This is a genomic window from Branchiibius cervicis (genome assembly GCF_042661605.1).
Taxonomy (GTDB): Bacteria; Actinomycetota; Actinomycetes; order Actinomycetales; family Dermatophilaceae; genus Branchiibius; species Branchiibius cervicis.
Genome location: NZ_JBHSWJ010000002.1, coordinates 441,327 through 462,179 on the forward strand (window position 1 = coordinate 441,327; position 20,853 = coordinate 462,179).

Below are 20,853 nucleotides of genomic sequence, written 5' to 3' on the forward strand. Positions count from 1 at the left end.
TTCGGGGTCGCCGAGCATGCAAGGAAAAGCAACGTGAGCCAGCAACATCCGTCTGCCCTGTCCCAGGACAGCGCCGATGTCATCGTCGTCGGCGCCGGACCCGGTGGATCGACCACTGCCGCGTACCTGGCGATGGCCGGTCTCGATGTCCTGCTCCTGGAGAAGACCCACTTCCCCCGCGAGAAGGTCTGCGGTGACGGCCTGACGCCGCGCGCCGTACGCGAACTGGTGACCCTCGGCATCCCCACCCCTGAGGATGACGGCTGGATCCGCAACAAGGGCCTGCGGATCATCGGCGGCGGAATGCGCCTGCAACTGGACTGGCCCGACACCACGAGCTTCCCGCCGTACGGCCTGGTGCGCACCCGCCAGGATTTCGACGACATCCTTGCCCGTCATGCGGTCAAGAACGGCGCGAAGTTGCGTGAAGGTATCAACGTCACCGCACCCATCGTCGAGAACGTCAAGGTCGTCGGCGTCGAGGCCAAGGAGATGGGTGTCGACGGCCGGGCAACCGGCAACACCATGACCTTCCGCGCTCCGCTGGTGATTGCCGCCGACGGTAACTCGGCGCGCCTGGCGCTGGCCCTGGGCAGGGAGAAGCGCGAGGACCGGCCGATCGGGGTCGCGGTGCGTGCCTACTACACCAGCCCCCGGCACGACGACGACTATCTCGAGTCGTGGCTCGAACTGTGGTCCACCGACGAGGAGGGCAACAAGATCCTGCTGCCCGGATACGGCTGGATCTTCGGAGTCGGTGACGGCACGAGCAACGTCGGCCTCGGAATCCTCAACACCTCCAAGGCTTTCGGCAGGACCGACTACCGCGACGTGATGAAGCGGTGGGTGGCCACCATGCCGGCCGAGTGGACCTACAACGACGACACAATCACCGGTCCGATCCGGGGTGCCGCGTTGCCGATGGGCTTCAACCGCTCCCCGATGTACGCCGATGGATTGCTTCTGGTGGGCGACGCCGCCGGAGCGATCAACCCGTTCAATGGCGAGGGCATCGCCTACGCCATGGAGTCGGGCCGCATCGCGGCCGAAGTCGTCGCCCAGGCCTTCGCCCGCGCTGACGACGCCAGTCGCGAACGGGTCCTCGCGACGTACCCGAAGGTCATGCGGGAGGCGCTCGGCGGGTACTTCACGCTCGGCCGCTGGTTCGCCAAGGCGATCGGCAATCCCGAGGTGATGCGGTTGGCCGTGAAGTACGGCCTGCCGAGGCAGACGATGATGCGATTCCTGCTCAAGGTGATGGCCAACCTGGGCGACGAGAACGGCGGGCACGTCGACGATCGACTGCTTGCAACCCTGAACAAGATCACCCCGGCGGCATGAGAGCCAGCAATAGCATGGGGTCACGGAAGGAGTCGCGCAGGTGAACGGGTACTCATACGCACCGTTGCTGTTCTTCCTCGCCCTGGGTGGGGGATTCGCAGCGTTCTCCGTGGCGATCGGTCCGATCACGGGCCGCCGCCGGTACAACCGCGCCAAGGCGGATGCCTACGAATGCGGTATCCAGCCCAGTCCGCACGCCGAAGGCGGCGGCCGCGTGCCGATCAAGTACTACCTGACGGCCATGCTCTTCATCATCTTCGACGTGGAAAGCGTCTTCCTCTTCCCGTTCGCCGTGGCGTTCGACCGAATGGGGCTGTTCGCACTGGTCGAGATGGTGCTCTTCATCCTCACCGTCTTCGTCGCCTACGCCTACGTATGGCGCCGGGGCGGCCTCGAATGGGACTAATCGAGTGCACTTGACATCCAAGCCAATTCACCAGCAGAAGGGAGCCCGCTGATGGGGATCGAGGAGAAGCTGCCCGCCGGCTTCATGCTCACCTCCGTAGAGGTGCTCGCGGGCTACATGCGTCAGTTCTCCGTATGGCCGGCCACGTTCGGTCTGGCGTGCTGCGCGATCGAGATGATGGCCGTCGGTACGCCGGATTACGACATCGCCCGCTTCGGCATGGAGCGCTTCAGCGCGACGCCGCGGCAGGCCGACCTGATGATCGTGGCCGGCCGCGTGAGCCAGAAGATGGCGCCGGTCGTGCGCCAGGTCTACGACCAGATGCCCGAGCCCAAGTGGGTCATCTCGATGGGTGTGTGCGCCAGCTCCGGCGGCATGTTCAACAACTACGCGATCGTGCAGGGGGTCGACCACATCATCCCGGTCGACATCTATCTACCCGGCTGTCCGCCCCGGCCGCAGATGCTGGAGCACGCGATCCTGGAGCTGCACAAGCAGATCCGCAGCACCAAGTTCGGCGTCAACCGCAAGGAAGCGGCCAAGGCGGCTGAGGCTGCGGCGCTGGCGGCGACGCCGACGCACGCGATGAAGGGGCTGTTGGCGTGATGACAGCGATGCTTGAGAGCCGACCGGCGCGAGGAAACGAGCGAAGCGAGGCCCGGAGCGCCGGGAAGAGGCTCGACCATGGGGCAGGAAACGAGCGTAGCGAGGCCCGGAGCGAGCGCGGAATCACGCCGGAGGGATTGGCGTGATGACAGCGATGCTTGAGAGTGAGGGCGGAATCACGCCGGAGGTAGTCGCGTAATGGCCGATGAGGACAAGCAGCCCGGACACCTGGCTGACAGTCACCCGGCGGGTGAAGGTTCTTCGGGCGAGAACGCTGCGCTGAGCGGACTCACCGAGCACGAGGTCGACGAACACAAAGAGCAGGACGGCCCCGTCGAAATCGCCCACCGCAGGGGCATGTTCGGTTCATCGCTCGGCGGGGACACCACCGGGTACGGCGGCCTTGACCGCCCGATCTTCTTCCCGGGTGCCGCAACCCGGCCCTACGGCTCGTACTTCGATGAAATCGTCGACAACCTGGGTCGTGCGCTCGGTGCCGCCGGCGAAGTCACCCTTGAGAACGCCGTACGCCGAGTGGTCGTCGACCGTGACGAACTCACCTTGTTCGTCGACCCGGCTCACATGCTCTCCGTGGTCAAGGCGCTGCGTGACGATCCGGCGCTGCGTTTCGAGATGTGCCTCTCGGTCTCCGGGGTGCACTACCCGCAGGAGACCGGTGCGCAGCTGCACGCGGTCTACGAATTCCTGTCGATCACCAACGGGTCGCGGCGGGTTCGACTCGAGCTGACCACCGCAGACGACGATCGGCACCTGCCCAGCATCGTGTCGGTCTACCCGAGCGCGGACTGGCACGAGCGCGAGACCTGGGACATGTTCGGGATCATCTTCGATGGTCACCCCGCGCTGACCCGGATCCTGATGCCCGACGACTGGCCGGGCCACCCGCAACGCAAGGACTACCCGCTGGGCGGTATCCCGGTGGAATACAAGGGCGCGACGGTTCCGCCGCCGGACGATCGGAGGTCCTACCGGTGACCAGTACTTCGGCAACTTCAGACGCGTACGGCGCGTCGACCCCGGACGACGTCGAGGACGGCACGCCGGTCGTCAACTCATACGGCGGCGACTGGGACAGCGTTGTCGATGAGGTCACGGCGCTGTCCGATGAACGCATCGTCGTCAACATGGGCCCGCAGCACCCGTCCACGCACGGGGTATTGCGACTGGTCCTCGAACTTGACGGGGAGACGGTCACCGAGGCCCGCGCGGGAATCGGTTACCTGCATACCGGCATCGAGAAGAACATGGAGTTCCGCACCTGGGTGCAGGGCGTCACGTTCTGCACGCGGATGGACTACCTGACCCCGATCCTGAACGAGACGGCGTACTGCCTGGCGGTGGAGAAGCTGCTCGGCATCACCGACCAGGTCCCTGAGCGGGCAAGCACCATCCGGGTGATGATGATGGAGTTGAACCGGATGGGTTCGCACCTGGTCGCCCTGGCCACCGGCGGTATGGAGATGGGCGCGACCACGGTCATGACCATCGGCTTCCGGGAGCGCGAGCGGATCCTGTCGATCTTCGAGATGGTCACCGGTCTGCGGATGAACAACAACTACATCCGCCCCGGCGGTGTCTCCCAGGACATCCCGCCCGGCTGCCTGGACAAGGTCCGGGAAGCGTTGCGGGACATGAAGAAGGGCATCGGCGAGCTCGAGGCGCTCCTGCTGGAGAACCCGATCCTGAAGGGCCGCACGGTCGACGTCGGTTATCTGGATCTGACCGGTTGCATGGCGTTGGGCATCACGGGCCCGATGCTGCGGGCGACCGGTCTGCCGCACGATCTGCGCAAGAGCAACCCGTACTGCGGTTATGAGACCTACGACTTCGATGTCGCGACCTGGGACACCTGCGACGCTTACGGGCGGTTGCGGGTTCGGGTCAACGAGATGCACGAGTCGATGAAGATCATCGAGCAGTGCGTCCAGCGCCTCGACGGGCCGGCCGGTCCGGTCATGGTCGCGGACAAGAAGATTGCCTGGCCGGCCCAGTTGGCGGTCGGCAGCGATGGCCAGGGCAACAGCCTGGACCACATCCGCGAGATCATGGGCGAGTCGATGGAGTCGCTGATCCATCACTTCAAGCTCGTGACCGAAGGATTCCGGGTGCCGCCGGGTCAGGCGTACGCCGCGGTGGAGAGCGCCAAGGGCGAACTCGGGTGCCACGCGGTCTCCGACGGTTCGACCCGTCCCTACCGGGTGCACTTCCGGGAGCCGTCCTTCAACAACCTGCAGGCGGTTGCCGCGCTGTCCGAGGGTGGGCAGATCGGTGACGTGATCGTCGCGGTTGCGTCGATCGACCCGGTGATGGGAGGGGTGGACCGCTGATGAACCCCACAAAGTTCTCCCCCGCTTCGCTCCTCCGATACTTCGTGGGGACCCCGAAGGAGGCCGACTGATGAGCGTTGACGATGCGGAGATCCGCGAGGCTTACGACCTCGAGGGCATTCCGGAGCCGTTCCACCGGTTGACCCCGATCGAACCCAGCGAGAGCGGGTACGACGAGGAGCAGCTGACCGCGTTGCGCGCCGATGCCGCGCAGATCATCGCCCGTTATCCGCAGAAGCGGTCCGCGCTGCTGCCGCTGTTGCACCTGGTGCAGAGCGTCGATGGGTACGTGACCGGGCGCGGCGTGACCTTCTGTGCCGAGCAGCTGGAGCTGACCGACGCAGAGGTGACGGGTGTCGCGACCTTCTACACGCAGTACAAGCGTCACCCCAACGGCGAGTACACCGTCGGTGTGTGCACCAACACGCTGTGTGCGGTCATGGGCGGTGACCTGATCTTCGAGCGATTGTCGGAGCACCTCGGGATCGGGCACGACGAGACAACGGCGGACGGCAAGATCACTCTCGAGCGGGTCGAGTGCAACGCCGCGTGCGACTATGCGCCCGTCGTGATGGCCAACTGGGAGTTCATGGACAACCAGACGCCGGAGTCGACCATCGATTTCGTCGAAGACCTCCGTGCCGGCAAGCCGGTCCGGCCCAGCCGCGGACCCAATGCCATCTGCACCTTCAAGCAGGTCTCCCGGGTGCTCGCCGGTTTCAACGACGGCCTCGCCAACGAGGGGGTCGGCGCCGGAGCGGCCTCCCTCGCCGGTCTCGAACTGGTGCGCGCCGATCAGCGGCAGTCCGGTCAGAGCACCGGCGCCACGCAGGGCTCCACGGACACATCCGACGAGGCCGCCGACGTCGGCGGCATGGAGCCGGGGTTGCACAGTTCACAGGACACCCCGGCCAATGATCCGGACACGTTGCCGCAGAGCAGCGGTGGCGACGCGCAACAGACCAAGGACGAGGAGTAAGTCATGAGCACTCCGTTGACCCCGATCCTCACGCAGTTCTGGGACGACCCGCAGTCGTGGACCCTGGACACCTATCTCCGACACGAGGGTTACCAAGCGTTGGACAAAGCGCTGGGTATGAGCCAGGAAGACTTGGTCGCGGCGGCCAAGGACTCCGGTCTGCGCGGCCGTGGCGGCGCGGGCTTCCCGACCGGTATGAAGTGGTCGTTCCTGCCCAAGCCGGACGGGGGACCGCGCTACCTCGTGGTCAACGCCGACGAGTCCGAGCCGGGCACCTGCAAGGACATCCCGCTGCTCATGGCGGCGCCGCACTTCCTGATCGAGGGCGTGGCGATCACGTCATTCGCCATCGGCTGCAACCATGCCTTCATCTACCTGCGCGGCGAGGTCGTGCACGTCTACCGTCGCTTGCTGCGTGCCGTCGAAGAGGCCTACGCCGCAGGACATCTGGGCAAGAACATCCACGGCACCGGTTTCGACCTCGACGTCACGGTGCACGCGGGTGCCGGCGCTTACATCTGCGGTGAGGAAACCGCGCTGCTGGACTCCTTGGAGGGCCGGCGCGGTCAGCCCCGGCTGAAGCCGCCGTTCCCGGCCGTTGCCGGGCTCTACGCCCGGCCGACCGTGGTCAACAACGTGGAGTCCATCGCCTCGGTGCCGTCCATCGTGCTGCACGGTGCGGACTGGTTCGCCGGGATGGGCACCGAGAAGTCCAAGGGCTTCGGCATCTTCAGCCTGTCCGGACACGTCACGACTCCGGGTCAGTACGAAGCGCCGCTGGGGATCACCCTGCGCGAGTTGCTGGACATGTCCGGCGGCATTCGAGAGGGCCATGAGCTGAAGTTCTGGACTCCGGGAGGCTCCTCGACACCGATCTTCACGGCCGAACACCTCGACGTACCACTGGATTTCGAGTCGGTAGCTGCCGCCGGCTCGATGCTCGGCACCCGGGCGCTGCAGATCTTCGACGAGACGGTCTCGGTGGTCCGTGCGGTCAGCCGGTGGATCGATTTCTATGCGCACGAGTCCTGCGGCAAGTGCACCCCCTGCCGCGAGGGCACGTTCTGGCTCAAGCAGATCATGGCCCGGTTGGAATACGGCCAGGGCACCCAGGACGACATCGACAAACTGGTCGACATCTGCGACAACATCCTCGGCCGCAGCTTCTGCGCCCTGGGTGACGGCGCGACCAGTCCGGTCACCTCCGCGGTCAAGTACTTCCGCGAAGAGTTCGAGGCCGGTATGCACACCCCGTGGTGGGAAGCCTTCCCGCCGGAACGCTCCGTTCTGTTCCCCGTCACCGCGAAGGAGACGATCCCCGCATGACGACTGTGACCTCACCGGCCGCGGGCGGTAACGCGGTCGACAAGGGCGGCAATGCTGCCCCGCCGATCGCGCCCGATGCGGTGAATCTGACGATCGACGGCTTGCCGGTCAGCGTGCCCAAGGGCACCTTGGTGATCCGCGCTGCGGAGAAGGCCGGCATCGAGGTGCCGCGCTTCTGCGACCACCCGCTGCTGGACCCGGTCGGTGCATGCCGGCAGTGCCTGGTCGACATCGCCACCCCAGGTCCTGATGGCTCGATGCGGCCGATGCCCAAACCGCAGGCGTCCTGCACCATCGAGGCCACCGAGGGCATGCAGGTCAAGACCCAGCACACCTCCCCGGTGGCCGACAAGGCGCAGCACGGGGTCATGGAGTTGTTGCTGATCAACCACCCGCTGGACTGCCCGGTCTGCGACAAGGGCGGCGAGTGCCCGCTGCAGAACCAGGCGATGAGCAACGGCCGGCCCAAGAGCCGCTTCGAGGACGTCAAACGGACCTACCCCAAGCCGATCAACATCTCCTCGGAGGTCCTGCTGGACCGTGAGCGGTGCGTACTGTGCGCCCGTTGCACCCGGTTCTCCGACCAGATCGCCGGCGACCCGTTCATTGCGTTGATCGAGCGTGGCGCGCTGCAGCAGGTGGGCATCTACGAGGAGAAGCCGTTCAAGAGCTACTTCTCCGGCAACACCGTGCAGATCTGCCCCGTCGGTGCTCTCACCGGTGCGGCCTACCGCTTCCGCTCCCGCCCGTTCGATCTGGTCTCGACCCCGAGCGTGTGCGAACACTGCGCCGGCGGTTGCTCGTTGCGCGTCGACCACCGCCGCGGCGTGGTGTTGCGCCGGATGGCGTTGAACGACCCGCAGGTCAACGAGGAGTGGAACTGCGACAAGGGCCGCTGGGCCTTCACCTACGCGACCAGCGAGCGGTTGAACTACCCGCTCATCCGGGAGAACGGTGAACTGCGGGTGGCCGGGTGGCCCGAGGCGCTGGAGTTCGCAGCGCGTGGCCTGAAGGCTGCGGGCGCCGCGGGCGTCCTCACGGGTGGCCGGATGAGCGTCGAAGACGCTTACGCCTACAGCAAATTCGCTCGCCTGGTGCTCGGCACCAACGACATCGACTTCCGCGCCCGGCCGCACTCGGTCGAGGAAGCCGACTTCCTGGCCCATCACGTGGTCGCCACCGGCGTCGACTCACCGGACGCCGTCACGTACGACGCCTTGGAGCAGGCGGACACCGTGCTTCTCGTCGGGTTGGAGCCCGAGGAGGAAGCGGCGATGGTCTTCTTGCGCCTGCGCAAGGCGTGGCGCAAGAAGCAGCTGAAAGTCATCTCGATCGCGCCGTTCGAGACCAACGGCCTGCGCAAGGCCGGCGGCACCCTGATCCAGGCCGCCCCGGGCACCGAGGCAGAGGTCCTCGACGCGCTGGCCAAGGGCACGATCAGCGAGTACGCCGATGCGTTGGGTCGGGAGTCGATCGTCCTGGCCGGTGCCCGGTTGGCGAGTGTGCCGGGTGCCTTGTCCGCGGCGTTGTCCCTGTCGCAGGCAAGCGGAGCACGCCTGGCGTGGATGCCGCGTCGGGCCGGCGAGCGGGGAGCCCTGGAGGCCGGAGCCCTGCCCAACCTGTTGCCGGGCGGACGTCCCGTAGCCAACGCCGTCGCGCGGGCATCCATCGAAACCGTCTGGGGCGCAACGGATCTGCCCGATGGACAGGGCCGCGATACGGCCGGGATCCTGCGGGCGGCTGCAGCCGGGGAGATCGGCGGTGTCGTGATCGGCGGGGTGGACCTCGACGACCTGCCCGATCCCGCAGCGGCGCGGTCCGCGCTCAGCCAGGCGTTCGTCGTCTCGTTGGAGTTGCGGACCAGCACCGTCAGCGAGGTCGCCGATGTGATCCTGCCCGTGGCCGCGCACCAGGAGAAGGACGGCTCCTTCGTCAACTGGGAGGGCCGGGTACGCCCGTTCGAGCGGGCCATCGAGACCCAGAAGATGTCCGACCACCGGGTCCTGGACCTGTTGGCCGGCGAGATGGGCGAGTACCTCGGTACCCGTACCGTGGCCACCATCCAGGCAGAGCTGGCCGAGATCGGGCCGTGGACCGGTGAACGGGCCACCCGCCCGCGGGTCACCGGCGGTTCAGTGCCGCGTCCGTTGGCCGGTGAAGCGGTCCTGGCGACCTGGAACCTGTTGCTGGACAAAGGTTCACTGCAGGAGGGGAGCCGTTCCTGGCGGGAACTGCCCACCCCAGCGTCGCGCGGGTCTCCGCAGCAACGGCGGCGGGTGCCGGTGTCGCCGACGGTGAACCGCTGACGGTCCAGGCTCGGGCCGGATCGGTGACCCTCCCGGTCGCGATCACCGACATGCCCGATCATGTGGTCTGGCTGCCGACGAAGTCGCAGGGGTGTGCTGTGCGCGCCGACCTCGCGGTCGACGCCGGAGCGATCGTGGCGCTGCGCGCCGGAACGAAAGAGGCGGTGTGATGAGCAGCCTGGTCACCCTGGCAGCGACGACGTACAACCCGGTCGCCGACTTCAGTGACACCCCGTGGTGGCTGTCATTGGTCAAGGCCGTGTTCCTCTTCGTCATCCTGCTGCTGTCGACGCTGATCGTGATCTGGTTCGAACGGCGGGTCATCGGCCGGATGCAGCAGCGGCCGGGCCCGAACCGGTTCGGACCCTGGGGCATCTTCCAGTCGGCGGCGGACGGAGTGAAGCTGGCCTTCAAGGAGGACGTGGTCCCCGCCAAGGCCGACAAGTTCATGTTCATCCTCGCGCCGACGCTGGCCGGCGCGATGGCCTTCGTGTCGTTCGCAATCATCCCGATCAGCAACAGCGTCTGGATGTTCGGACACCACACGCCACTGCAACTGACCGACACCCCGATCGCCGTACTCCTGGTGCTGGCCGTAGCGGGAGTGGGCACCTACGGCATCGTGCTGGCCGGCTGGGCGTCCGGATCGACGTACCCGCTGCTGGGCGGTCTGCGTTCCAGCGCCCAGGTGATCTCCTATGAGATCGCGATGGGCCTGTCGCTGGTGGTCGTCTTCATGTACGCCAAGTCCATGTCCACCTCCCAGATCGTCGCCGCACAAAGCAGTCTGTGGTTCGCGATCCCGGCGTTCTTCTCCCTCATCGTCTACGTGATCACGATGGTCGGCGAGACCAACCGGTTGCCGTTCGACCTTGCGGAGGGCGAGGGCGAGCTGACCGGCGGTTTCCACACCGAGTACTCCTCGATGAAGTTCGCGATGTTCTACCTGGGCGAATACGTCAACATGTTCACCGTCGCCGGCCTGGCCACGACGATGTTCTTCGGCGGCTGGCAGGCACCCCCGGGATCAGTGCGATCAACAACGGGATGTTCAACGGCGGCTGGTGGGGCCTGCTGTGGTTCGGCATCAAGCTGTGGCTGTTCATGTTCTTCTTCGTCTGGCTGCGCGGTTCGCTGCCCCGCGTCCGGTATGACCAGTTCATGCGACTGGGCTGGAAGGTGCTGATCCCAACCACGCTGATCTGGGTCGTGGCCATCGCCTTCATCCGCGCTGCGCAGTTGGGCTTCCTCGGGGACCGGCAGGTCAGCCTGTTCGGTAAGACATTCCCGCAAGCCACGATGTTCGTCGTCGGAGTGATTGCGGTGATCGTGCTGATCGCCGCCTGGATCTTCGACAGCCGCCAGGCCCGCAAGGCCGCGGTCGACACGTCGCCGCCGGCCGAGGTCGACCCGTTCGCGGGCGGTTATCCGGTGCCGCCGCTGCCCGGACAGCGGTTGCGTGAACCAGTCCCGGCGCTGGCGGCCGCCAGCCCGACGCACACTGCCACCGACGACCCGGTCATCACCGGTCCGACTACCGCGGAGGAGTCCCGTGACTGACAACACTCCCCATCAGGGCCCGCCGGTCAATGGTCCCGGCGACCAGGAGAAGAAAGGTTTCCTGGCTGATCTCTTCGCACCCGTTGCCGGGTTCGGGGTCACCTTCGCGACCATGTTCCGCAAGGTGCCGACCGAGGAGTACCCCGAGGAGAAGCGCCCCACCCAGCTGCGTTTCCACGGCCGTCATCAGCTCAACCGTCACCCCGACGGTCTGGAGAAGTGCGTCGGGTGCGAGCTGTGCGCCTGGGCGTGTCCTGCGGACGCGATCCTGGTCGAAGGCGCCGACAACGACGACGCGACCGGTCAGCGGTTCTCACCGGGGGAGCGATACGGCCGGGTCTACCAGATCAACTACTTGCGCTGCATCTTCTGCGGACTGTGCATCGAGGCCTGCCCGACCCGGGCGCTGACGATGACCAACGAGTACGAACTGGCGGACAACAACCGGGCCGACCTGATCTTCACCAAGGATCAGCTGCTGGCGCCGTTGCAATCCGGGATGCTGCCTGCTCCGCACCCGATGGTGGAGGGCATGGAGGAGCGCGACTACTACCAGGGCAAGGTCACCGGACCCACCCAGGCGCAGCGCGACTGGGTGGAGGCGCACGAGGAATCCAAGCAGGAAGAGCACGTCTCATGACCCACCTCGGAGGTGCGGAAACCACCCTGTTCTGGGTCGGTGCACCGTTGGCCGTCCTTGGCGCCCTCGGGCTGCTGTTCGCCCGCAAGGCGGTTCACGGCGCCATGGGCATGGCGCTGACCATGATCATCCTGGGTGTCTTCTACATCGCCCAGCAGGCAGAGTTCCTGGGCGTCATCCAGATCTTCGTCTACTCCGGTGCCGTGATCATGCTGTTCCTGTTCGTGATCATGCTGGTCGGTGTCGACTCCTCGGACTCGCTGGTCGAGACGATCCGTGGACAGCGGGTCGCGGGACTGTTGCTCAGCCTGGCCCTGGCCGCCATGTTGCTGGCGCAAGTCGCGCAGGCCCGCTTCCCGACCGCGGTCGGCCTGCAGCAGGTCAACGCCGACCCGGGCAACGTCAGCGGCATCGCCAACCTGATCTTCGGACCGTACGTGTGGCCGTTCGAGGTCACCTCGGCGCTGTTGATCACGGCCGCGATCGGCGCGATGATCCTGGCCCACCGTGAGCGGCTCAGCGCCAAGCCCAGCCAGGCCGACTGGTCCCGTGAGCGGATCAAGTCCGGCGAGAACGTCGCCGGACTTCCGGTGCCGGGTGTCTACGCACGTAGCAACTCGGTCGACACACCGGCCCTGCTGCCCGACGGATCGATCAGTGAACTGTCGGTCTCCCGGGTGCTGCGCGCGCGTAAGCAGGTGGCCGACAGCCGCGCGGAGTACAAGCACTCCCAGGAGTTGGAGGCCGAGTCGGGGGACATGACCTCGCAGGAAGTGGGTGACCGCCAGTGAGCCTGATCGGGTACATCTACCTATCGGTGATCCTGTTCTCCATCGGCACCGCGGTCGTGCTGCTCCGCCGCAACGCGATCATCGTGTTCATGGGCGTCGAGTTGATGCTCAACGCGGCCAACCTCGCGTTCGTCACGTTTGCCCGCATGTTCGGCACGCTCGATGGTCAGGTGATCGCCCTCTTCGTGATGGTGGTCGCCGCTGCTGAGGTCGTCGTCGGCCTCGCGATCATCATGGCCATCTACCGGGCTCGCCGGTCGGCTTCGGTCGACGACGCGAACCTGCTGAAGTTGTAAAGGGATCGGTGAACTGATGCAGTCCTTGGAAACGACAGCCGCGACGGGGTTGGCCAGTGCTGGCTGGCTGCTCATCGCGCTGCCGCTCGCCGGTGCGGCGATCCTTCTGCTCGGCGGGAGGGCCCTGGACAAGGTCGGGCCCTACATCGCCGTCGCGATGTCCTGGCTGGCCTGCCTCCTGGGTATCGGGATCGTCATCCAACTGGCCGGCCGCGCGAGCGACGCCCGGTCGTTGCATCTGCACCTGTTCTCCTGGTTGCAGACCGGAGACTTCAAACTCGACGCCGGCCTGTTGTTCGACCCGCTGTCGCTGACCTTCGTCCTGTTGATCACGTTCGTCGGTTCGCTGATTCACGTGTACTCGCTGGGGTACATGGAGCACGACCCCGACAAGCGGCGCTTCTTCGCCTACCTCAACCTGTTCATCGCCGCGATGCTCACGCTGGTGCTGGCCGACTCCTACGGTCTGCTCTTCGTCGGCTGGGAAGGCGTGGGCCTGGCCTCGTTCCTGCTGATCAGCTTCTGGAACTGGAACCCGGCCTACGCCACCGCCGGTAACAAGGCGTTCATCATGAACCGCGTCGGTGACTTCGGTCTGCTGCTGGGCATCTTCACGATGTTCGCGACCTTCGGTCGGATCGACTTCGCCGGTGTGGACGCCGGGGTGCAAGGCGCCAGCAAGGGCGCACTGACCGCCATCGGCATCTTCCTGCTGGTGGGTGCCTGCGGTAAGTCCGCGCAGTTCCCGCTGCAGGCCTGGCTGGGCGACGCGATGGCCGGGCCGACACCGGTCTCGGCGTTGATCCACGCGGCGACGATGGTGACCGCGGGGGTCTACCTGATCGCCCGGAGCAACGTCATCTACACCGCGACGCCGGACGCCCGCCTGGCCGTGTGCATCGTGGGCGCCATCACCCTGGTGTACGGCGCGATCGTCGGTTGCGCCAAGGACGACATGAAGAAGGCGCTGGCCGCCTCGACCATGTCGCAGATCGGCTACATGGTGCTCGCGGCGGGGCTCGGCCCGATCGGTTACGCGTTCGCCATCTTCCACCTGGTCACGCACGGCTTCTTCAAGGCCGGCATGTTCCTCGGGGCTGGTTCGGTCATGCACGCCATGAACGATCAGGTCAACATGCGCAGGTTCGGTGGGCTCGCGATGGTCATGAAGATCACCTGGGTCACCTTCGGGCTGGGTTACCTGGCGATCATCGGCATCCCCGGGCTGTCCGGCTTCTGGTCCAAGGACAAGATCATCGAAGCCGCGTTCGTCGGCGACGGCTGGCGGCCCTGGGTGTTCGGCGGCGCCGCGTTGCTGGCTGCCGGACTGACCGCGTTCTACATGTCCCGGTTGTTCTTCATGACCTTCCAGGGCAAGGCCCGTTGGACCGACGACGTGCACCCGCACGAGTCGCCGCTGGTCATGACCATCCCGATGATGGTGCTGGCCGTCGGATCGGCGTTCCTCGGTCTGATCCTCGGCCCCACCGGTCTCATCACTTCGTGGTTGAAGCCCGTTCTGGGTGAGACCGGCGAGGACCACCCGGTCATCCCAGTGTGGCTCCTGATGGTCCTGACGCTGGCTCTGGTGCTCGTCGGCATCTTCGTCGCCTACCGCCAGTACTGGGCGGCCGACGTGCCGATCAACCCGCCGGTCGGCTCCCCGCTGACCCAGGCCGCTCGCAAGGACCTTTACCAGGACGAGGTCAACGAGGCGATCTTCGCCCGTCCCGGTGTGCACCTCACGCGCGCACTGGTCTACGCCGACAACAAGGGCGTCGACGGCGCCGTCGGCGCAGCTGCCGCGCTCATCGGCGGTTCGTCCTCGCGGTTGCGCAAGATCCAGAACGGCTATGTGCGGTCCTACGCCCTGACGATGCTCCTCGGCGTCGTCGCAATCCTCGGCATCGTGTGGGTGGTCCAGTGATGTGGTTGACAACGCTCGGTCTGATCCCGCTGGTCGGGGCCCTGATCGTCGCTTTCCTGCCGAAGGGTTCGGCGACCTATGCGCGGCACATCGCGCTGGCGTTCTCGCTGGCGACGTTGGTGTTCGGCATCATCATGGCCACCCGGTTCGACCTGAATTCCACCTCGCAGTTCCAACTGACCGAGACCCATTCCTGGATCCCGCAGTTCGGCGTCTCCTACGCCCTCGGCGTTGACGGCATCTCGCTGGCCCTGATCCTGATGAGCCTGGTCCTGGTGCCGGTGTCCCTGCTGGCGGCCTGGAACGACGAGCCGGAGGCCGGTCGCCGCCAGCAGGTCTACTTCGCGCTGCTGCTGGTCCTCGAGACGTTCATGATCGGTGTCTTCGCTGCCACCGACGTCTTCTTGTTCTACGTCTTCTTCGAAGCGATGCTCATCCCGGTCTACTTCCTGATCGGCTCGTTCGGCGGCGCGCGCCGGCAGTACGCCGCGGTGAAGTTCCTGTTGTTCTCACTGCTCGGCGGGCTGATCATGCTGGTCGCGGTGATCGCGCTCTACCAGCAGGGCCCGGGCGGCGACGACGGGTTCCTGATCAGCAAGCTGACCGGGCTGCACATGTCGACCAGCACGGAGCGGCTGATCTTCCTGGGCTTCTTCATCGCCTTCGCGATCAAGGCGCCGATGTGGCCGGTGCACACCTGGTTGCCCGACGCGGCCGCCGAGTCGCGACCGGCAGTAGCCGTCCTACTCGTCGGCGTGCTCGACAAGGTCGGCACCTTCGGAATGATCCGGTTCTGTCTGCAATTGTTCCCGGAGGCCAGTAAGTGGGCCACGCCGGTGATCATCGTGCTGGCGCTGATATCGATCATCTACGGCGCCCTGGTGGCCATCGGTCAGACGGACATGATGCGCCTGATCGCCTACACCTCGGTCAGTCACTTCGGCTTCATCGTGCTGGGCATTTTCGCGCTCACCTCGACCTCGCAGTCTGGTGCGAACCTCTACATGGTCAACCACGGCTTCACGACCGCGGCCCTGTTCCTCTTCGCCGGCTTCCTGATCGTGCGGCGCGGCAGCAAGAACATCGCCGACTACGGCGGCTGGCAACGGGTCACCCCGGTCCTGGCCGGTGTCTTCCTGATCGCCGGTCTATCGGGTCTGTCGTTGCCCGGGTTGAACTCCTTCATCTCCGAATTCCTGGTGATGATGGGCACGTTCAGCCGGTACAAGTGGGCCGGCACGATCGCGGCTCTGGGTGTGATCCTGGCCGCCATCTACGTGCTGTGGCTCTACAAGCGGGTCATGACCGGGCCCAAGCCGGAGGGTCTGTCCACGGCAGACGGCGGGACCGTCGCGGACCTGTCGGTCCGCGAGAAGGTGGTGGCCGGCGTACTCATCGCCTTCATGGTGGTGCTCGGGTTCTACCCGAAGCCGGCGCTTGACCTGCTGAATCCGGCGGTCAAGCAGACGTTGCAATACACGCATTCGACCGACCCGGTTCCCGCGGTCCAGGTCGCTGAGGGCGGCAAGTGAGCGACACCTTCACCCAGGCCAGTTTCATGTACTCGGCCATCAGCCCGATGCTGGTGATCTTCGCCGCGGGCATCATCGGGGTGCTGATCGAGGCGTTCGCGCCCCGTCAGGTGCGGTACGTCGCGCAGCTGGCCCTGACTCTGGTCGCCCTGGTGGTCTCCTTCCTGACCCTGGTCCTGTGGGCCCGGCACCACCAGGGCCTGACCGCAGGCAACGCCGTCGCCATCGACGGGGTGACGCTGATGCTGCAGGGCACGGTGCTCACCCTGGCGTTCATCGCGGTGCTGGCGATGGCCGAGCGGTTCGGCGGATCGCAGGCCGATGCGTTCACCCAGTCCGGTGCCTCGACACCCGGCTCGGCCCTGGAAGCCGACGCGGTGCGACTGGGCGCCACGACCACCGAGATCTTTCCGCTGACCCTATTCGCGGTGGCCGGCATGATGCTCTTCCCGGCGTCGAACAACCTCATCGCGATGTTCATCGCGTTGGAAATCCTGTCGCTGCCGTTGTACATCCTGACCGGGCTCGCCCGGCGCCGCCGGTTGCTGTCGCAGGAAGCCTCGTTGAAGTACTTCCTGCTCGGCGCCTTCTCCTCGGCGTTCTTCCTCTTCGGTAGCGCGCTGGTCTTCGGCGCCACCAAGACGCTGAACCTGTCCGGGATCGCCAGCGCCGTGCCTGCTGTCGCGGGTCTGGACAACCTGCTGGTGCCGGGTCTGATGCTGATCGCGGTCGGCCTGTTGTTCAAGGTCGGTGCGGTGCCTTTCCACTCCTGGACCCCCGACGTCTACCAGGGTGCTCCGACCCCGGTGACCGGCTTCATGGCCGCGTGCACCAAGGTCGCCGCCTTCGGCGCCGTGCTGCGCGTGTTCTACGTCGGCTTCGACGGGCTGAAGTGGAACTGGCAGCCGGTCCTGGCGATCATCGCGGTGCTGACGATGGTCGTCGGCGCGGTGCTGACCGTGACCCAGACCGACATGAAGCGTCTGCTGGCCTACTCCTCGATCACACACGCCGGTTTCCTGCTGGTGGGGGTGGTAGCGCTGGATCGCGCGGCCGTCTCGGGCACGTTGTTCTACCTGATCGCCTACGGCTTCACCACGATCGCCGCCTTCGCGATCATCGCCATGGTCCGCTCCGGCGGCTCGGAGGCCACGCACCTGTCCCAGTGGGCAGGCCTGGGCAAACAGCACCCCGTGGTCGCCGGCGTCTTCAGCTTCCTGATGCTGGCGTTCACCGGTATCCCGCTGACCTCCGGTTTTACCAGCAAGTTCGCGGTGTTCTCGGCTGCTGTCGGCAACGGGGGTGCGTGGCTGGCGGTCATCGGTGTGCTCGCCTCGGCGGTGACCGCGTTCGTGTACGTCCGGGTGATCGTGCTGATGTACTTCTCCGAACCCACCGGCGACACCACGGTGGTCATGCCGTCCGCGCTGACCGGGGTCGCGGTCGCCGCGGGCACCCTGATCACGCTGCTGCTGGGCATCGTGCCGGCGCCCATTCTGGACCTGGCCAACCATTCGGCGCTCTTCATCCGATGAGCGATCTGCAGGCTGGGCTGGCCCGGGTCGATACCCGGTTGCACGAGGTCGTGCAGCACGACGACGCTTTCATCGCCGCCGCCTCCGCGCACCTGTTGGATGCGGGTGGCAAACGGTTCCGGCCGATGCTGACGCTGCTGGCCAGTGAGCTTGGTGACGGCATCAACGACGACGTCATCGAAGCGGCCGTCGGTGTCGAGTTGACCCACCTTGCCTCGCTTTACCACGACGACGTGATGGACGAGGCGGACGTGCGCCGCGGCGTACCTTCGGCCAACGCCACCTACGACAACGCGACGGCCATCCTGGTCGGTGATCTGCTCTTCGGCCGGGCTTCGGAGGTCATTGCCGGGCTGGGCGCTGAGGCGGTGCGCATCCAGGCTCGCACCTTCGTGCGGTTGTGCCAGGGCCAGATCCAGGACGAGCGCCAAGCACCCGCCGGCGCTGACCCGATGACCCACTATCTGGGTGTCCTCGCTGACAAGACGGGGTCGCTCATCTCCACCGCCGCCCGCTACGGTGCGATGTTCGCGGGCGCACCGGACAAGACCGTCGACGTCATGGTCCGGTACGGCGAGTTGATCGGCCTGATCTTCCAGCTCGCCGATGACGTCCTGGACATCACGTCGCAGAGTCAGCAGTCGGGCAAGGAGCCCGGCACCGACTTACGCGAAGGCGTGCTCACCCTGCCGGTTCTCTACCTGCGTGAGTCGACCGACCCTGCCGACGCCAGGTTGCTGGAGTTGACGTCGGGGCCGATCGCGGACGAGAAGCAGGTGCAGGAGGCTCTGGAACTGCTCCGGTCGCACCCGGCCGTCGAGCGGGCCCGGGCGCACGCCCTGCAACTGGCCGATGAAGCGGCGCGGCTGCTGGACCCGCTGCCGGACAGTGCGGCGGTTCAGACTCTGCGGGCGCTGCCCTACCAGGTCGCAGGTCGCTCCGCGTGAAGGCCACGGTCATCCTGGCGCTGGCCCTGATCCTGGCGATCGCGGGCATCGTGCTGCTGGCCAAAATCGCCTGGTTGGGCGGGGTGCTGCTGGTGCTCGGCGTGGTGGCCTTCCTGCTCGCGCAGAACCTGCACCGCCGGGATATCGAGCGCTAGATCGCGGCTTCCTCAGCGGCGCGCGCCAGTCGCCGCCCGCGTGAGGCGCTCAATAGGGCGTCGATCGACAGCAGCACCAGCGCGATCCACACGATCCCGAAGCCGATCCAACGGGCGGTCGAGAGGTGCTCGCCGAGCAGGGTGACACCGCAGATCAGTTGCAGCACGGGCGTGATGAATTGCATCAACCCGATCGAGACCAGCGGCACCCGGGAGGCCGCCGCCGCAAAGAGCAGCAAGGGTAGTGCGGTGGCGAGGCCGGTGGAGATCAGCAACAACGAGTGGCCGGCGCCATGGCCGGTGAAGGTCGTCTGGCCGCGAACCGTCAAGATCACCAGCAGGATTGCGGCGACGGGGGCGAGCACGGCCGTCTCGCTGGAGAGTGACTGCAGCGCGTTCAGCGAGCCGCCGATCTTGTTCTTCAGCAGCCCATAAGTCCCGAAGGACAGCGCCAACGACAGTGCGATCCACGGTGGTTTGCCGTCGTCGACCGCCAGATAGATGCACGCCGCGAGGCCGATGAAGACGGCTGCAATCTGCAGTGGCCGCAGTCGTTCTCGCAACACCAGAACCCCGAGCGCGACCGTGAAGAGCGGATTGAGGAAGTAGCCGAGCGATGCCTGCGTGACGTGGCCCGTCACCACGGCCTGCACGTAGATGGTCCAGTTCGCCGCGATCGCGACACTTGCGACGGCGATCATCGTCAGGCGACGCGGGTTGTGACGAAGATCGGCGATGAACGCCGTCTGCCGGGTGGCCGCCAGCGCGATCGCGCAGACCACCAGCGTCCACAGGATGCGGTGGCAGAGCACCTCCCAAGCGCCGGCGGGCTCGAGGAGGTGGAAGTAGAGCGGGAAGATGCCCCAGATCAGATAGGCCAGTACGCCGTACGTCGTGCCCTTGGCTTCTTCCGACCGCTCCTGCGCCACCTAGCCACGCTATCGATCAGGCGCGATTCTCGATAATCGACGACTTCGCCACGAGTCGTGGCGTGATGAGGCCCCGGCACCGCGATTCGTGACGAAACCGCCACGAGTTGTGGTCCCGTCCGGTCCCGGCGCCGCGATTCGTGACGAAACCGCCACGACGTCGTCCTGACACCACCGGTCCGTCCCTGAGGGTCTCGTATCAGTGCCGTGTCAGCGCTCGTCGCCATGCTGGATCCAGTCCCGACAAAACGTTCTGACGAACACGACATTGGAAGGAGGTCCGTGATGAGCGAACCGGTGATCTACGCGGAGAACCTGCACAAGCGATTCGGCGACTTCACGGCCGTGCACGACGTCAGCCTGAGCGTGCCCGCCGGCACCGTCCTCGGCGTCCTCGGACCCAATGGAGCCGGCAAGACGACGACCGTGCGGATGCTCGCGACCTTGCTGCAGATGGACGGCGGCCACGCGAGGGTCGGCGGGTTCGATGTGGCCAAGCAGCCCAGCGACGTACGCCGCACCATCGGCCTCACCGGCCAGTACGCCTCGGTCGACGAGGACCTGACCGGCACCCAGAACCTGGTGATGATCGGTCAGCTGCTCGGCCTGAAGACCAGGGACGCCAAGACAAGGGCGGCCGAACTGCTGGACTGGTTCGACCTGTCGGAATCAGCCGGCCGGATGGCCAAGACCTACTCCGGCGGAATGCGCCGACGCCTTGATCTGGCGGCCAGTCTGGTCGGGCGACCGGCGGTCATCTTCCTGGACGAGCCGACCACCGGCCTCGACCCGGCCAAGCGCGAGGACATGTGGGACGTCGTACGCCGATTGGTCACCGACGGCTCGACCGTTCTGCTGACCACCCAATACCTGGAAGAGGCCGACGCCCTGGCCGACGAGATCAGCGTCATCGACCACGGCCGGGTGATCGCCCACGACACCCCTGAGGGCCTCAAGCGGGTCATCGGCGGCCAGCGGATCGTGTTGGTGCCGACCGATCGGAGCCAGCTGGACGACGTACGCCGGGTGCTCACCGAGGCGACCGGGCGCACCCCGAATTGACCGGGCGCAGCGAACTGACGGTAGCGGTCGACGATGACTCGGCCTTCCCGCAGATCGTGAGCACCCTTGCCCAGCAGGGCATCTCGATGAACGAGGTGTCGCTGCACCTGCCCAGCCTCGATGAGGTCTTCATGACACTCACGGGCGAGAAGAAGGAGGCGGCCTGA

General features: G+C 66.2%; 18 protein-coding genes and 2 pseudogenes. 19 read left to right on the top strand and 1 reads right to left on the bottom strand.

Annotated elements, in window-relative coordinates:
- Nucleotides 1–33: 33 nt before the first annotated feature.
- The 17 genes and pseudogenes from ACFQBT_RS02615 to ACFQBT_RS02695 all read left to right on the top strand — a co-directional run bounded on the left by ACFQBT_RS02615 (nt 34) and on the right by ACFQBT_RS02695 (nt 18,695).
- Nucleotides 34–1,341, top strand: a complete 1,308-nt coding sequence (locus tag ACFQBT_RS02615) for a geranylgeranyl reductase family protein (protein ID WP_377820259.1) — start codon at nt 34–36, stop codon at nt 1,339–1,341.
- Between the two features lie 40 nt (nt 1,342–1,381).
- Nucleotides 1,382–1,747, top strand: coding sequence for an NADH-quinone oxidoreductase subunit A (locus ACFQBT_RS02620; RefSeq protein ID WP_377820260.1), 366 nt, complete (start codon nt 1,382–1,384; stop codon nt 1,745–1,747).
- A gap of 51 nt (nt 1,748–1,798) precedes the next feature.
- Nucleotides 1,799–2,353: a NuoB/complex I 20 kDa subunit family protein gene (locus ACFQBT_RS02625; RefSeq protein ID WP_109683664.1), complete on the top strand. Its 555-nt coding sequence runs from the start codon at nt 1,799–1,801 to the stop codon at nt 2,351–2,353.
- Between the two features lie 198 nt (nt 2,354–2,551).
- Entirely contained in the window at nt 2,552–3,349 is a 798-nt protein-coding gene (locus ACFQBT_RS02630; protein ID WP_377820261.1) for an NADH-quinone oxidoreductase subunit C, read from the top strand.
- Nucleotides 3,346–4,701 (top strand): NADH-quinone oxidoreductase subunit D, encoded by a 1,356-nt coding sequence (locus ACFQBT_RS02635; RefSeq protein WP_377820262.1) that lies wholly within the window; start codon nt 3,346–3,348, stop codon nt 4,699–4,701. Before ACFQBT_RS02630 ends, ACFQBT_RS02635 begins: the two co-directional genes overlap by 4 nt.
- A gap of 70 nt (nt 4,702–4,771) precedes the next feature.
- Nucleotides 4,772–5,680, top strand: a complete 909-nt coding sequence (gene nuoE / locus ACFQBT_RS02640) for an NADH-quinone oxidoreductase subunit NuoE (RefSeq protein WP_377820263.1) — start codon at nt 4,772–4,774, stop codon at nt 5,678–5,680.
- Nucleotides 5,681–5,683: 3 nt separating this feature from the next.
- Nucleotides 5,684–7,006, top strand: coding sequence for an NADH-quinone oxidoreductase subunit NuoF (nuoF, locus tag ACFQBT_RS02645; protein ID WP_377820264.1), 1,323 nt, complete (start codon nt 5,684–5,686; stop codon nt 7,004–7,006).
- Nucleotides 7,003–9,482, top strand: a pseudogene (locus tag ACFQBT_RS02650) (NADH-quinone oxidoreductase subunit G). The gene nuoF and the pseudogene ACFQBT_RS02650 overlap by 4 nt, the downstream one beginning before the upstream one ends.
- Nucleotides 9,482–10,872: pseudogene (gene nuoH / locus ACFQBT_RS02655) on the top strand (NADH-quinone oxidoreductase subunit NuoH). Before ACFQBT_RS02650 ends, nuoH begins: the two co-directional pseudogenes overlap by 1 nt.
- Complete coding sequence (nuoI, locus tag ACFQBT_RS02660; RefSeq protein ID WP_377820265.1) at nt 10,865–11,512, top strand: NADH-quinone oxidoreductase subunit NuoI; 648 nt, start codon at nt 10,865–10,867, stop codon at nt 11,510–11,512. Before nuoH ends, nuoI begins: the two are co-directional and overlap by 8 nt.
- A complete protein-coding gene (locus ACFQBT_RS02665) occupies nt 11,509–12,303 on the top strand; it encodes an NADH-quinone oxidoreductase subunit J (RefSeq protein ID WP_377820266.1) in 795 nt (264 codons plus the stop codon). The genes nuoI and ACFQBT_RS02665 overlap by 4 nt, the downstream gene beginning before the upstream one ends.
- Entirely contained in the window at nt 12,300–12,599 is a 300-nt protein-coding gene (gene nuoK, locus ACFQBT_RS02670) for an NADH-quinone oxidoreductase subunit NuoK (RefSeq protein ID WP_291520955.1), read from the top strand. The genes ACFQBT_RS02665 and nuoK overlap by 4 nt, the downstream gene beginning before the upstream one ends.
- 16 nt (nt 12,600–12,615) lie before the next feature.
- The gene (gene nuoL, locus ACFQBT_RS02675; RefSeq protein WP_377820267.1) at nt 12,616–14,526 is read left to right on the top strand and encodes an NADH-quinone oxidoreductase subunit L; all 1,911 of its coding nucleotides are present in this window, start codon (nt 12,616–12,618) and stop codon (nt 14,524–14,526) included.
- Nucleotides 14,526–16,058 (top strand): NADH-quinone oxidoreductase subunit M, encoded by a 1,533-nt coding sequence (locus ACFQBT_RS02680; RefSeq protein ID WP_377820268.1) that lies wholly within the window; start codon nt 14,526–14,528, stop codon nt 16,056–16,058. Before nuoL ends, ACFQBT_RS02680 begins: the two co-directional genes overlap by 1 nt.
- Nucleotides 16,059–16,084: 26 nt before the next feature.
- On the top strand, nt 16,085–17,593 hold the full coding sequence (gene nuoN / locus ACFQBT_RS02685) for an NADH-quinone oxidoreductase subunit NuoN (protein WP_377825319.1): 1,509 nt from the start codon (nt 16,085–16,087) through the stop codon (nt 17,591–17,593).
- Nucleotides 17,590–18,540, top strand: coding sequence for a polyprenyl synthetase family protein (locus tag ACFQBT_RS02690; RefSeq protein ID WP_377820269.1), 951 nt, complete (start codon nt 17,590–17,592; stop codon nt 18,538–18,540). The genes nuoN and ACFQBT_RS02690 overlap by 4 nt, the downstream gene beginning before the upstream one ends.
- On the top strand, nt 18,537–18,695 hold the full coding sequence (locus ACFQBT_RS02695; protein ID WP_377820270.1) for a hypothetical protein: 159 nt from the start codon (nt 18,537–18,539) through the stop codon (nt 18,693–18,695). Before ACFQBT_RS02690 ends, ACFQBT_RS02695 begins: the two co-directional genes overlap by 4 nt.
- Here the strand turns inward: ACFQBT_RS02695 and rarD are convergent.
- Nucleotides 18,692–19,624: an EamA family transporter RarD gene (gene rarD, locus ACFQBT_RS02700; RefSeq protein ID WP_377820271.1), complete on the bottom strand. Its 933-nt coding sequence runs from the start codon at nt 19,622–19,624 to the stop codon at nt 18,692–18,694. The two genes, ACFQBT_RS02695 and rarD, sit on opposite strands and share 4 nt — an antisense overlap.
- Before the next feature lie 285 nt (nt 19,625–19,909).
- Here rarD and ACFQBT_RS02705 point away from each other — a divergent pair, with 285 nt between their 5' ends.
- Both ACFQBT_RS02705 and ACFQBT_RS02710 read left to right on the top strand, forming a co-directional pair.
- Nucleotides 19,910–20,686 carry an ATP-binding cassette domain-containing protein gene (locus ACFQBT_RS02705; protein WP_377820272.1) on the top strand — a complete coding sequence of 259 codons (777 nt, stop codon included), beginning with the start codon at nt 19,910–19,912 and terminating at the stop codon, nt 20,684–20,686.
- Nucleotides 20,683–20,853 (top strand): ATP-binding protein DrrA1-3 family domain-containing protein, encoded by a 171-nt coding sequence (locus tag ACFQBT_RS02710; RefSeq protein WP_377820273.1) that lies wholly within the window; start codon nt 20,683–20,685, stop codon nt 20,851–20,853. The genes ACFQBT_RS02705 and ACFQBT_RS02710 overlap by 4 nt, the downstream gene beginning before the upstream one ends.

What these genes read in the sequence shown, in the direction of transcription:
- nuoL (WP_377820267.1), top strand. Translation starts at nt 12,616, where the DNA reads ATGCAGTCCTTGGAAACGACAGCCGCGACGGGGTTGGCCAGTGCTGGC.
- nuoN (WP_377825319.1), top strand. Translation starts at nt 16,085, where the DNA reads ATGTACTCGGCCATCAGCCCGATGCTGGTGATCTTCGCCGCGGGCATC.
- nuoE (WP_377820263.1), top strand. Translation starts at nt 4,772, where the DNA reads ATGAGCGTTGACGATGCGGAGATCCGCGAGGCTTACGACCTCGAGGGC.
- ACFQBT_RS02630 (WP_377820261.1), top strand. Translation starts at nt 2,552, where the DNA reads ATGGCCGATGAGGACAAGCAGCCCGGACACCTGGCTGACAGTCACCCG.
- ACFQBT_RS02680 (WP_377820268.1), top strand. Translation starts at nt 14,526, where the DNA reads ATGTGGTTGACAACGCTCGGTCTGATCCCGCTGGTCGGGGCCCTGATC.
- nuoF (WP_377820264.1), top strand. Translation starts at nt 5,684, where the DNA reads ATGAGCACTCCGTTGACCCCGATCCTCACGCAGTTCTGGGACGACCCG.
- ACFQBT_RS02690 (WP_377820269.1), top strand. Translation starts at nt 17,590, where the DNA reads ATGAGCGATCTGCAGGCTGGGCTGGCCCGGGTCGATACCCGGTTGCAC.
- ACFQBT_RS02625 (WP_109683664.1), top strand. Translation starts at nt 1,799, where the DNA reads ATGGGGATCGAGGAGAAGCTGCCCGCCGGCTTCATGCTCACCTCCGTA.
- ACFQBT_RS02705 (WP_377820272.1), top strand. Translation starts at nt 19,910, where the DNA reads ATGAGCGAACCGGTGATCTACGCGGAGAACCTGCACAAGCGATTCGGC.
- ACFQBT_RS02665 (WP_377820266.1), top strand. Translation starts at nt 11,509, where the DNA reads ATGACCCACCTCGGAGGTGCGGAAACCACCCTGTTCTGGGTCGGTGCA.